11 protein-coding genes are annotated in these 12,760 nt (G+C 63.3%); 4 read left to right on the top strand and 7 right to left on the bottom strand.

Annotated features, from left to right (window positions below; genetic code table 11):
- Positions 1-128: 128 nt before the first annotated feature.
- Complete coding sequence (locus AC07R0_RS16370; RefSeq protein ID WP_495099306.1) at positions 129-440, top strand: PsiF family protein; 312 nt, start codon at positions 129-131, stop codon at positions 438-440.
- Between the two features lie 126 nt (positions 441-566).
- Here AC07R0_RS16370 and AC07R0_RS16365 read toward each other — a convergent pair whose 3' ends face one another.
- Both AC07R0_RS16365 and AC07R0_RS16360 read right to left on the bottom strand, forming a co-directional pair.
- Positions 567-1,517, bottom strand: a complete 951-nt coding sequence (locus AC07R0_RS16365) for a LysR family transcriptional regulator (protein ID WP_495105648.1) — start codon at positions 1,515-1,517, stop codon at positions 567-569.
- 57 nt (positions 1,518-1,574) lie between these two features.
- Positions 1,575-2,786: a CaiB/BaiF CoA transferase family protein gene (locus AC07R0_RS16360; RefSeq protein WP_495105647.1), complete on the bottom strand. Its 1,212-nt coding sequence runs from the start codon at positions 2,784-2,786 to the stop codon at positions 1,575-1,577.
- Between the two features lie 176 nt (positions 2,787-2,962).
- Between AC07R0_RS16360 and AC07R0_RS16355 the strand changes: the two genes are divergently transcribed.
- Positions 2,963-5,179: a malate synthase G gene (locus AC07R0_RS16355; RefSeq protein WP_495105646.1), complete on the top strand. Its 2,217-nt coding sequence runs from the start codon at positions 2,963-2,965 to the stop codon at positions 5,177-5,179.
- 420 nt (positions 5,180-5,599) lie between these two features.
- Here the strand turns inward: AC07R0_RS16355 and AC07R0_RS16350 are convergent, their stop codons facing one another.
- The 4 genes from AC07R0_RS16350 to AC07R0_RS16335 all read right to left on the bottom strand — a co-directional run bounded on the left by AC07R0_RS16350 (position 5,600) and on the right by AC07R0_RS16335 (position 10,125).
- On the bottom strand, positions 5,600-6,679 hold the full coding sequence (locus AC07R0_RS16350; protein ID WP_495105645.1) for an ABC transporter ATP-binding protein: 1,080 nt from the start codon (positions 6,677-6,679) through the stop codon (positions 5,600-5,602).
- Positions 6,676-8,232 (bottom strand): ABC transporter permease, encoded by a 1,557-nt coding sequence (locus tag AC07R0_RS16345; RefSeq protein WP_495105644.1) that lies wholly within the window; start codon positions 8,230-8,232, stop codon positions 6,676-6,678. Before AC07R0_RS16345 ends, AC07R0_RS16350 begins: the two co-directional genes overlap by 4 nt.
- A gap of 46 nt (positions 8,233-8,278) precedes the next feature.
- Positions 8,279-9,289 carry an iron ABC transporter substrate-binding protein gene (locus AC07R0_RS16340; protein ID WP_495105643.1) on the bottom strand — a complete coding sequence of 337 codons (1,011 nt, stop codon included), beginning with the start codon at positions 9,287-9,289 and terminating at the stop codon, positions 8,279-8,281.
- A gap of 149 nt (positions 9,290-9,438) precedes the next feature.
- Positions 9,439-10,125, bottom strand: a complete 687-nt coding sequence (locus AC07R0_RS16335) for a hypothetical protein (RefSeq protein ID WP_495105642.1) — start codon at positions 10,123-10,125, stop codon at positions 9,439-9,441.
- Between the two features lie 250 nt (positions 10,126-10,375).
- Between AC07R0_RS16335 and AC07R0_RS16330 the strand changes: the two genes are divergently transcribed.
- Positions 10,376-10,612 carry a cysteine-rich CWC family protein gene (locus tag AC07R0_RS16330; protein ID WP_495076835.1) on the top strand — a complete coding sequence of 79 codons (237 nt, stop codon included), beginning with the start codon at positions 10,376-10,378 and terminating at the stop codon, positions 10,610-10,612.
- A 4-nt stretch (positions 10,613-10,616) separates the two neighbouring features.
- Entirely contained in the window at positions 10,617-11,381 is a 765-nt protein-coding gene (locus AC07R0_RS16325) for a class II glutamine amidotransferase (protein ID WP_495076836.1), read from the top strand.
- 138 nt (positions 11,382-11,519) lie between these two features.
- On the opposite strand, the gene AC07R0_RS16320 is transcribed toward AC07R0_RS16325, so the two are convergent.
- Complete coding sequence (locus AC07R0_RS16320) at positions 11,520-12,731, bottom strand: phytanoyl-CoA dioxygenase family protein (RefSeq protein WP_495105641.1); 1,212 nt, start codon at positions 12,729-12,731, stop codon at positions 11,520-11,522.
- Positions 12,732-12,760 lie beyond the last annotated feature (29 nt).

Here is a 12,760-nt window from a genome sequence, read left to right as displayed (position 1 = left end):
ATTTTACCGGGGGGTGGTTACCTCTCTAGTCATCCGGCTTGCGCATTGCGGCGTTATGGGTTGCAATCCAGTCGTCTTCGGACCTTGCGCACAGGATTTTCCCCACAACCTCTTCTTCTGGAGCCTGCATGAAACAACTATTACCTCTCGTCGCCGCCCTGGGTCTGACTCTGTCTATGGGCCTGGTCCACGCGGCCGACAAGGAGCCCACGCCCCAGCAAGCCAAGATGTCGGCCTGCAGCAAAGAAGCCAAGGGCAAAAAAGGCGATGAATACAAGGCTGCCGTAAAAGCCTGCCTGAGCGCCGATGCACCTGCAGCCGCAGCAGATGCCAAGCCCACGCAACAGGAAAAAATGAAGACCTGCAACGCCGACGCCAAGACCAAGGCACTGAAGGGCGACGAGCGCAAGAAGTTCATGAGCGACTGCTTAAAGGGCTAACCCCCAGGCTACAGCGCAAGCGCTTTTCGCCAACCCCCTTGCAGGGGGCAACACCAGCAGCCTGGCAAAGCCAGTTCTGCGGTGTTTCTGGACAGTGACACAGTCCCGTACGCCCCCACAGCCCGGCTAGCCGGGCTTTTTCATGTCTGCCGAGGTCCAGAAGCCCGGCCGGCTATAGTGCAGCTTCAAAAAGTCGATCCACAGCCGCACCCGTAGCGGCAGGTGCTTGCGCTGCGTGAACACCGCGTAAATGCCATTCGGCGGCGCAGCAAAGGCGTCCAGCACCGACACCAGCTGGCCGCTGGCAATCTCGGCCTCCACCTCCCAGGTGCTGCGCCAGGCAATGCCATAGCCGGCCAGGCACCAGTCATGCAAAACCTGGCCGTCGCTGCAGGCCAGCGGGCCACCGGGCTTGGTGTAGAAAAGCTCAACCGCATCCTTGTCGCCGCCCGCCACCGGCAGCTGGAAGGCCCAGCCGCGGGTTTGCGACGACTCGCTGGACAAGGCCAGGCAGGCAAAGCGCGCCAACTCGCTGGGGTGCTGCGGCGTCCCAAAGCGCTGCAGAAAAGCGGGGGTGGCCACGCACAGGCGGCGGTTATCGGCCAGGCGCATGCTGACCAGGTTGGAGTCGGGCAGGTCGCCCACGCGCACCGCGCAGTCAAAGCCCTCGCCGCCCAGGTCCACCACGCGGTCGCTGAGGTTCAGCGACACCGTCACCTCCGGGTGACGCTCGCGGAACCAGGGCACCAGCGGCGCCACATGGCGGCGGCCAAAACCCGCCGGCGCGGTAATGCGCAAATGCCCACTGGCCTTGACGCCGCCTGCCGACACACTAGCCTCGGCATTCGCCAGGTCGCCCAACACGCGCTGACAATCTTCCAGAAAGGCCGTACCTTCGTGCGTCAGGCTGATGCGCCGGGTGGTACGCAGCAGCAGCTTGACGCCCAGCCGCTCCTCCAGCGCGTCCAGCCGGCGGCCGATGATGGCCGGGGCCACGCCCTCGGCCTGGGCCGCCGCCGTCAGGCTGCCGCGCGCCACGACGGCAACAAAGGTTTCCAGGGTTTTGAGGCGGTCCATCGGTCCAAAAATTTAAAGAAAACAAGGCTCCAGCGCAGGTAATACCTGCGCAAGCAGCTATTTATTCAATAGCGTCAAGGCAGAAATCTCGGCCTCGCCATAGCCTAGCTGTGCCAGCAGTTCCTGGCTGTGCTCGCCCAGCTTGGGCGGGTTCAGGCGCACACCGGGACGCTGGCCGTCCAGCGTCAGCGGTAGCAGCACGGTCTGGCTGGCACGGCCATCGGGCAACTCCATGGGCGCCAGGCCGCCGGTGGCCAGCAGATGCGGGTCATCCAGCAGATCCTGCGGGCGGGTGATGGGCGCGTAGGGCAGCGCGTGCTTTTCAAACACCTCGGCGATGTGCGCCGCGCTGAACGGCGCCATGCGCTCGCGCAGGATGGGCATCATCCATTCGCGGGCACGCACACGGTCGTTGCTGGACTTCAGGCGCTCGTCGGCAAACAGGTCGGCAAAGCCAAACACCTCGCAGAACACGGCCCAGGCCGAATTGCTGACCACGGCCAGAAATATCTGCTCGCCATCCTTGACCTTGAACACGTCGTAAATCGCCCAGGGCGACAGGCGCTCGGGCATGGGTGCGGCGGGCTTGCCAGTCACGGCGTACTGCATCATGTGCTGGGCCACCAGGAAGACGTTGTTTTCAAACAGCGCGCTTTGCACCTCCTGGCCCAGGCCGGTTTTCTCACGTTGCGCCAGGGCCGCCATGGCCCCGATGGCGCCAAACATGCCGCCCATGATGTCATTCACGCTGGTGCCAGCGCGCAGCGGGTCGCCGGATCGGCCGGTCATATAGGCCAGGCCGCCCATCATCTGCACCACCTCGTCCAGCGCCGTGCGGTGCTCGTAGGGGCCGGGCAAAAAGCCTTTGTGGCTGATGTAGATCAGGCGCGGGTTCAACGTCTTCAGGCTGGCGTAGTCCAGCCCCAGCTTTTGCATGGTGCCAGGCTTGAAGTTCTCGCTCACGATGTCGGCCGTGGCGATCAGGCGCAGCACCGCCTCCTTGCCTTCAGGTGTCTGCAGGTCCAGCGCCAGGCTTTTCTTGTTGCGGTTGAACAGCGCGAAGAAGCCGGCGCCCGCCCCCAGCAACTGGCGCGTGGCATCGCCCTCGCGGCCATGGCCGATGGACTCAACCTTGATCACCTCCGCCCCCAAGTCCCCCAGCACCAAACCACAGGTGGGGCCCATGACCATGTGGGTGAATTCAACGACGCGCAGGCCGGCGTAGGGCAGTGCGGGCGCCGGGTTTTCTTCATTGTGGACAGCGGACATGCAGGTTTTTCCCAGGATTGGTGACAATAAGGAAGCAAGGACTCATTACATCTATTTTTGTCACATATAAATGCAATTTAATCGAATTAATACCCGATTAAGTATCGAATAAAGTAGGCCTATCGTTTGCTTGAAGCATTTTCCACCGATCCACCCCACTGCAAAGGCGCACCACTATGACAGCACGCACCACCCGCCACCAGCTCCAGGTAGCCACCGTTCTGGACCAGTTCATTGAAGAGAAAGTGCTACCCGGTACCGGTGTGGACAGCGCCAGCTTCTGGGCCGGGTTCAGTGCGATCGTGGCCGACCTGGCACCTAAGAACATTGCCCTGCTGGCAGAGCGTGACCGCCTGCAAACCGCGCTGGACAGCTGGCACAAAGCCCACCCCGGCCCCATCGCCGACATGCCTGCCTACAAGGCCTTTCTGGAAGAAATCGGCTACCTGGTGCCCGCGCCTAAGAAGGTAAAGATCAGCACCAAGAATGTGGACGCCGAGCTGGCCATCCAGGCCGGCCCGCAGCTGGTGGTGCCGGTGCTGAACGCCCGCTACGCACTGAACGCCGCGAACGCGCGCTGGGGCTCGCTGTACGACGCGCTGTACGGCACGGACGTGATCAGCGAAGAAAAAGGCTGCGAGAAAGTGGGGCCGAAAGGCTACAACCCCAAGCGCGGCAAGAAGGTCATTGAATACGCACGCAATGTGCTGGACCGCTGCGCGCCGCTGAAGAAGGGCACACACGTAGGCTCCACCGGCTACCGCGTCAAGGGCGGCGAGCTGGTCGTCACGCTGAAGGACGGCAGCACCTCCAAGCTGGAGCACAAGTCGCAGTTCGTGGGCTTCCAGGGTGAGGCCAAGGCGCCCTCTTCCGTGCTGCTGGAGCACAACGGCCTGCACCTGGACATCATCGTCAACCGCACCACGCCCATCGGCAAGAGCGACGCGGCCGGCGTGAGCGACCTGGTGCTGGAAGCCGCGCTCAGCACCATCCTGGACCTGGAAGACTCGGTGGCCGTGGTGGACGCGGAAGACAAAGTACTGGCCTACGGCAACTGGCTGGGCATTCTGCAAGGCACGCTGACCGAGAGCTTCGACAAGGGCGGCAAGACGCTGACCCGCGGCCTGAACGCCGACCGCATCTACACCTCGCCCGAGGGCAAAAAGGACGTGAAGCTGCACGGCCGCAGCCTGATGTTTGTGCGCAATGTGGGCCACCTGATGACCAACCCGGCCATCACCTACACCGCCGCCGACGGCAGCACGCAAGAGATTCCCGAGGGCATCATGGACGCGGTCATCACCACGACTATCGCCCTGCACGACCTGAAGAAGACCAAGAAGGACGCCATCCGCAACTCGCGCAAGGGCTCGGTCTACATCGTCAAGCCCAAGATGCACGGCCCCGCCGAGGTGGCGTTTGCCGCCGAGCTGTTCAGCCGCGTGGAAAAAATGCTGGGCCTGGCCGACAGCACCGTCAAGCTGGGCATCATGGACGAAGAGCGCCGCACCAGCGTCAACCTGAAAGCCTGTATTGCCGCCGCCGAAAGTCGCGTGGCCTTCATCAACACCGGCTTCCTGGACCGCACCGGCGACGAAATGCACACCGCCATGCTGGCCGGCCCCATGGTGCGCAAGGGTGACATGAAGACCAGCGCCTGGATCCAGGCCTATGAAAAGAACAATGTGCTGGCCGGCCTGAGCAGCGGCCTGCGCGGCAAGGCACAGATCGGCAAGGGCATGTGGGCCATGCCCGACCTGATGAAGGCCATGATGGAGCAAAAGATTGCCCACCCCAAGGCCGGCGCCAACACCGCCTGGGTGCCCAGCCCCACCGGTGCCACCCTGCACGCCCTGCACTACCACCAGCTGCTGGTGCGCGACGTGCAGAAGGAACTGGAAAAAACCAACTACGAGAAGGCCCGCGACGGCATTCTGGACAACCTGCTGCAAATCCCGGTCACCGCCACGCCGAACTGGAGCGCCGCCGAGAAGCAGCAGGAGCTGGACAACAACGCCCAGGGCATCCTGGGCTATGTGGTGCGCTGGGTGGCCCAGGGCGTGGGCTGCTCCAAGGTGCCCGACATCCACAACGTGGGCCTAATGGAAGACCGTGCCACCCTGCGCATCAGCAGCCAGCACATGGCCAACTGGCTGCACCACGGCGTGGTGACCAAAGAGCAGATCACCGAAACCTTCGAGCGCATGGCCGCCGTGGTGGACAAGCAGAACGCTGGCGACAAGCTTTACAAGAACATGGCCGGCCACTTTGGCACCTCGGCCGCGTACAAAGCTGCCTGCGACCTGGTGTTCAAGGGCCTGGAACAGCCCAGCGGCTACACCGAGCCTTTGCTGCACGCGTGGCGCCTGAAGGTGAAGGCCGGCACGGCCTGAGGTTTTGCTATTGAATCAGTAGCTACCTGCGCAGATATTACCTGCACCAGAGGCTGATTTCATGCATAAAAAATGGCACCCTAGGGTGCCATTTTTTTAACTTGCAACAGGTCGGCTCAAGCCGGTTTTGCTGTGAAATATGCAGCTACTACCGTAGGCAACACCTGCGCTAGAGCCCATTTTCCCCACAATAGGAAACGGCAGCTTGCGCTGCCGATTTTGTTACAAACCCACTGCTCGCCCGGCGTGGCACCGGGGGGTGGGTCGCAGGCACTTTAACGTGCGGGCATCCGGCGACGATCGCGGTCGTCAGAGGGCCAGTTGTATTCAGTGGGGTGGGCTATCGATGTCATGGGAAACTCCTTGTGCACCTACAACGAGCAGTCCCAAGCATCGGTTGACAAAGTTTTTACAAGTTTTTTATACCGTGACGGAATTGGCAAAAACGTGGGCCTGGCCCATCACGGTAATTTGCACGGTAGAACCCAGCGGTGGAATGTGGATGGCGGGGCTACGCACCAGCAGCGGCTCGGTACCCGCCTGCGCCTCGCCCAGCAGGCGCACGGTGAGCCCGCACAGGGCGCCGCCGAAGTCAATGTCCTCCACCACGCCGCAGCAGGCTTCAGCGTCTGGGTCCAGCTGTTCCGCCGGAACCGGGGTCAGCTGCAGTTGCTCAGGACGCAACATGATCTGCGCCGAACCGGTGCGTTCACTGTCGTGCACAGGGATCACGCCCAGCGCGCAGGTCGCCCAGCCCTGCGCCAACTGGGCCGGCAGAACAATGGTTTCACCCAGAAACTGGGCCGTGGCGGCATCTACCGGGCGCAGATACAGCGCATTGGGTGCGCCAACCTGGACCAGCTTGCCGCCGCGCATCACAGCGACCTGGTCGGCGAACGACAAAGCCTCAGCCTGGTCGTGCGTGACCAGAATGGTGGTGATACCGGCCGCGCCCAGCAGTTGGGCCACGGCCTTGCGGGTACTGGCACGTAAACCGGTGTCCAGCGCCGAAAACGGCTCGTCCAGCAGCATCAGGCGTGGTCGCAAGGCCAGGGCGCGGGCCAGGGCCACGCGCTGCTGCTGTCCGCCCGACAGCTCGTGCGGGCGGCGTGACAGCATGACCGGGTCCAGGGTCACCATCTGCATCAGCTCGGTGATGCGCTGGCTGCGGTCGGGCGCGTTGCGGGCCAGGCCGAAACCAATGTTGTCGGCCACGCTGAGGTGCGGAAACAAAGCCCCTTCCTGCGGCACAAAGCCGATGCCGCGCTGGTGGGCCGGCACGGATTGCAGGCCCTGGGCCAGTTGCTGGCGCCCCAGGCTGATGCGGCCGGCGTCGGGCGCTTCAAAGCCGGCGATCAGGCGCAGCAGCGTGGTTTTACCTGAGCCGGAAGGCCCGACGATGGCGGTTCGGCTACCGGCGGGCACATGCAGGTCCACGCCGTCCAGTGCTACCACCTGGCCATAGCTTTTACGCACCGCATTCAATTCAAGAAAACTCATCTTCCGGCGGTCCGTTTCGATTGCACATACAAAAGCCAGGTCATGGGCATGGACAACAGCACCATGGTCAAGGCATAAGGCGCGGCTGCGGCGTAGTCGATTTCGCTGCTGAAAGCCCAGAAGGCCGTTGCCAGGGTTTGCGTGCCGCTGGGCGCCAACAGCAAGGTGGCCGTCAACTCATTGGTAATACCCAGAGAGACCATGGCCATGCCGGCCGCAGCACCCGGCGCGGCCAGACGCAGGGTCACGGACCAAAGCGCCTGCGCGGGCGAGCGGCCCAGGCTGCGCGCCGCGTATTCCAGCTCGACCGGCGCCTGGGCAATGCCCGCACGCAGGCTGACCAGGGCACGCGGCAAAAACATCAGCGCATAGGCCAGCAACACGGTGAACACGGTTTGGTAAATCGGCAACGCCACGCGCACGGTTACGGTGACCAATGCCAGGGCCACCACCACGCCAGGCAAGGAGCCGACCAAGTAATTGCAAGCCTCGGTAAGCCGCTGCAGACGACCCGGTGCGCGGATGGACAACCAGGCCATGGGCACGGACACCAGCGTGGTCAAAATGCCGCCCGCCACCGCCAAGGCCAAGGTTTGGCCGAGGGCCGAGGCCATCACATCCCAGTGCCAAACGGCCGCACCACCGGCAATCAGCCAACGCCCGAGAGTAAACAGCGGCACGCCCAGAGACAGCAATGCCGTCACGGCCGGCAACAGCCAGGCCAGCACGGTGTAGCGGCCAAGCCGGGCGCGCATGGGCATGCGGGCCGCACCCGTGCCCACGCGGGCATAGCGCTCGTTGCCGCGCAGGCCAGACTCCAGCGCCAGCAGGGCAAAGCAGCACACCACCAGCACGCCGGCCAGCATATTCGCGGCGGGACCGTTGTAGGTGGACTGGAACTGGTCCACGATGGCGGTGGTGAAAGTGTCAAACCGGATCATCACGAACAAGCCGTATTCGGCCAACAGATGCAGCCCCACCAGCAGGCCGCCGCCACACAGGGCCAGGCGCAGCTGCGGCAGCACCACGCGGAAAAACACCGCCCAGGGCCCTAGGCCCAGCGACGCAGCCGCGTCTTCCATGCCCGGGTCCAGGCGGCGCAGCGCGGCAGCCAAGGGCAAGTACATGAACGGGAAATATGCCAGGATGGACACCAGCATGCCACCAGCCAGGCCATGCAGACCGGGCGCCACGGTGATCCAGGCATAGCTATGGACAAAAGCCGGCACCACCAGGGGTGCCACCGCCAGCCAGGCCCAGGTACGGGCACCGGGCAGGTCACTGCGCTCGGTCAGCCAGGCCAGCGCCAAGGACAAGATCGCACACAGGGGAACGGTGCAGGCCACCAGCCAGGCGGTGTTGATCAGGAGTTCGCCAACGCGCGGGCGGAACACCAGCGGAGCAGCAAGCTCCCACCCCGTGTTCCAGGCCACCCAGACCACAAAGCCCAGCGGCAACAGCGCAAACAAAGACACCAAAACCGCCGCTACACCCACCCAGGACGCAGAAAAGCGCCGCATGCGGCGCAAGAAATGCGGCAGCGCGCCTGGCATGGCAGGCGCGCTAGGAAGAACCGAAGGTACTACGGACACTCAATTTTTATAGCAAGCCCGCCTGGGTCATCAGGTCCGACACTTTTTTGCTATTCAGTTTGGAAGGCTCGACTTTAGGTGCCTGCAACTCTGCCAGAGGCACCAGTTTGGAATTGGATGGGGCACCGAAACCCACGGCATACTCATACGAGTCACCGGTGCGCAGAATTTCCTGGCCGCCCTTGCCCGTCACCCATTTGACGAAGGCCTGGGCCTGGGCTTGGCGCTTGCTGTTAGCCAACACACCACCACCAGAGATGCTGACAAAAGCACCCGGATCTTCGTTGCGGAAGTAGTACAGCGCGGTGTTGTTGCTGTTTTCACCGGTCTTGGCCTGGTCGCCGAAACGGTAGTAGTGGTAGATGATGCCGCCATCGATCTGGCCTGCATTCACGGCCTTCAGGACAACGCTATTGCCCTTGTAAGGCGTGGCGTTTTCCTTCATCGCCTTCAGCCAAGCGGCCGTCGCGGGCTCACCCTTGAGTTCCAGCATGGCGCTGACGATGGCCTGGAAGTCTGCGCCCGCAGGCGATGCGGCCCAACGGCCTTTCCAGTTGGGGTTGGCCAGATCCATCATGGACTTGGGCAACTGTTCAGGGGTGAATTTTTTCTTGTTGTAAACAAACACCGTGGTGCGGGCAGCAACGCCAATCCAGCGGCCGTGTTCAGGACGGAAGCTGGCAGGCACCTGGGCCAGGGTGGCCGGGTCCAGCGGCGCGAACAAGCCAGCGGCATCCACCAGGGCCATGGCGGGGGAGTTTTCGGTCAGGAACACGTCGGCATTGGAGGCCGCGCCTTCTTGCACCAGTTGGTTGCCCAATTCACTGTCGCCACCATTGCGCAAAATCACCTTGATGCCGGTTTCCTTGGTGAAACCATCGGCCCAGGCCTGGGTCAGGCTGACGTGCTGGGCGTTGTACACCACCAGCGGATCAGACGCCTGCGCCCACACGGACGTCGCCAACACACCCACTGCCAGTGCCGCAGCGCGTGCCAAAAACGGAATGGAAATTTTCATGAAAAGAATGGTGAGGGTAGGAGCTGCATTCCAAGGGTGCAGACCCTATGCCCGCTCCACAAAAATGCAAATACGAATTAATTGCATCTGAATTGTACTCTTGCCTGTATGCGGCCGACGGTACAAAGCCACACGGGCAGGTAGAGAACTCAGCGGGAACGGACCATGGAGCGGCGGTGCCTGCGCCGCCGAGACGATTTCGCCCGGCTACGCAGCAAAAAATAGCGCGCGATCTTCATGCCGAGATACAGGACCACGGCCCCCCCCACCCAGGGCGCCACCTCGTCCAACAGTTGCGCGGCCAACAAGGACGCACGGGCCTCGTCCTGGCGCATTTGCTCTTCTGTGCGCGCCGGGCCAGCGGTGCGCATGCCGGCAGATACATCGTTGTTCGCACGGGCCCTGCGCGCGGCATCGATCTCGTCCTCGCTGCCCGCATCCAGCACCTGGCGGGCCTTTTCCATGCTCAAGTCGGCACTCAGATTCTGGTAGGTATCCTGGGCGCCGGTCGCCTTCACCAGGTCTTTGTAAGCGGCGCTAATCGACTCGTCATTGGCAGGCTTGCCAATGGAGACATTCGCGTTCGTCACGGCAGCTGGTGCTTCAGGGGCTGCACGGGCTGCCGAAGGGGCTTCGTCGGTCTTGGTGACCGGAGATTTGCGCGCTGCCTCGGCGGAGGCTGCATCATTGCCAACCGGAAGATCCAAGGCCGCCGCAGTCGCCGGGCTTCCAGCCGACATGCCTGCAAAACCGGCCTGTGTTGCGGCAAAAACCATAGACCCCAGGCCCATACCCATCAGCGTCAACAGTGCTTTTATTGTGAAATTTATGCGCATATCCGGCCTTTGCACTACTTTGCTTTCTCACCGCAAAGTAAATATTGTCTGCCCCATCTTCGATTGTGTAAGGTATTGATACATTTGATTTTAGGGAAAACCGCCAGCACCCGATATTTATGCTGCGAGCCTACTGGGTTGTGCCGGAAACACTACAAAATAAGTAGCGCCAAGCGTACGTAAATAGAGCACGGAACCCCGTTTTTTACCTAAACCCCAGCCGGCCAGCCCCTTCGCCTTAAGATTCCCCATGCCCGCCGATACGCCCCCTACAGCCATCCTCCCCAGCCAGTGCCCGCTGTGCGGTCAGGCCAACCACTGCGCCCTGGAACTGGAGCGCAGCAGCGGCATTGCGCAACCCCCGTGCTGGTGCACAACACAAAGCGTGGCCCCGCAGGCGCTGGCCCAGTTGCCACCCGAGGCACTGAACCGGGCCTGCCTGTGCCCACGCTGTGCTGCGGGCCCCCTCTCCACGCCGAAAGACTGACCCCATGTGCCAACTGCTGGGAATGAACTGCAACACGCCGACCGACGTGGTGTTCAGCTTCAGCGGCTTCGCCGAACGCGGCGGCCGCACTGACCACCACAGCGACGGCTGGGGCATCGCCTTTTTTGAGGGCCGGGGCCTGCGCCATTTCGTGGACCACCAGGCGGCCTGCGAGTCGCCGGTGGCCGAGCTGATACGCCGCTACCCGATCCAGAGCCGCAACGTCATCGCCCACATCCGCAAAGCCACGCAAGGCGTGGTAGCGCTGGAGAACTGCCACCCCTTTGTGCGCGAACTCTGGGGCCGCTACTGGGTGTTTGCCCACAATGGTGATTTGAAAGACTTCCACCCCCGCTTGCACAGCAGCTTCCAACCGGTGGGCAATACCGACAGTGAACGCGCCTTCTGCTGGGTGATGCAAGAGCTGGCCAAGTCCCACGCCGGCGTGCCCAGCGTGGCCGAGCTGACCCTGACCCTGCGCGAGCTGGGCCAGCGCATCGCCCGCCACGGCACCTTCAACTTCCTGCTCAGCAACGGCGAGGCGCTGTGGGCCCATGCCTCCACGCAGCTGCACTACCTGGAGCGCCAGCATCCGTTCGCCCACGCCACGCTGAAGGACGAGGACCTGAGCGTCAACTTTGCCGAACACACCACCGCCCAGGACCGCGTGGCCCTGGTGGCCACCGCGCCGCTGACCACCAACGAGGCCTGGACGGCCTTCGCACCGGGCGAGCTGAAGGTGTTTGTGGACGGCGCACTGGTCGGCTAGCGGCTTCAAGTCAAATACACCTCTGGCGCCGGAAATACCTGCGCAAGCAGCTACCAAATCAATAGCGAATCAGTGCGACTCCGGCAACGAGACAAGCCACCGCACATGCGCCGCCCACGCAGCTGAAACCACCCAAACCTAGGACGTGGTTTTCTTCTTGTCCGCTTGCTGCTGCAGAGCCTGGTTCAATTGCGGCGCCGGCCACTGCTCCGCCAGGGCGCGCAACACCAGGCCTTGCTGGCTCTCCGGCGCCAGACCACCCAGGGGCGGATCGCGGTCCAGATTGGTCGGGAAGGCATAGCCCTCGGCGCAGGCGGCGACGGCGCAAGCCAGGGCTGCGTCTGTTACAGCACCCGCCTGTTGCAGTGCACGCAGCGCCGGGTACAGCGCCTGCACCATGCGCTGCCGGTTCACCGACTCCATGGCGCGGCCGAAGGCTGAGGACACCTGCAGCAGGTTCGCCATGCGGCAGATGTCGGTAGATCGGTTATGGCCCGCGGCGTGCATCAACGCGGGGTTGAAAAACACCGCATCGCCCTTGCGCAGCGGCAGCTGCACATGGTGGGCATCAAAATACGCCTGGAACTCCGGCTGACCCGCCACCAGATAGCCCGGTAGGTATTTGTGCGAATGCGGCAGGTACAGCGTGGGCCCGCTGTGTAGCGGCATGTCCACATGCGCCACCGCACCCTGTAGCGTCAGATAGGGCGACAGGCGGTGCACCGGCGCCGGGTAGCGCGCCGCCTGCGCGGCGGTCAAAAAGCCCAGGTGGTAGTCGCGGTGGGCCATCTGCGCTACGCCGCCAGGGTTCACGCTGTTGATCTGCGAGGTCATCTGGTAGGCCGGGCCCAGCCAGGCCTCGCAGACCAGCGCCAGCAGCTCATTGCCGTAGTAGGCGGCGAATACCTCGGGCGCTTCCACACAAAACTTCTCCAGCGCATTCCACACCCGGTCGTTGGCGCCGGGCTTGGCGAAATGGTCGGCCTTGGCGCCCAGCAGCCGCTCGGCGGCAATCATGCGCAGGAACACGGCGGTGGCGGCATCCACCACGGCCAGGTCGGCAAACAGGCCTTGCAAGGCCAGTACACCCGGACCGTCACTCCACACCCGGCTCCATTCGGCCATCAGCTGCTGCTGGAAGAGCACCGGCTGGGAAGTCGCTGCCACCTGCTGGCGCAACTGCGCGCAGTCGTACTGCGGCACGCCCATGTCCACCCCGCTGGCCAGCGGGTAATCGGCGGGATTGGCAGGGGTGCGCAGCACCGCATCCAGCTCGGCCACCGTGCAGTCTTCGGGTCTGAGCCAGTGGTGCGAGCGGGATGCGGCTGTGTCGTTTTGCAGGGAGGGCATGGCTGGAGTCCATCGGTGAAAGATGTGCC

The organism is Rhodoferax sp. GW821-FHT07F03, assembly GCF_059418745.1.
Note: the sequence above shows the minus strand (reverse complement) of the source record. Positions and strands in the feature narration are given on the sequence as shown.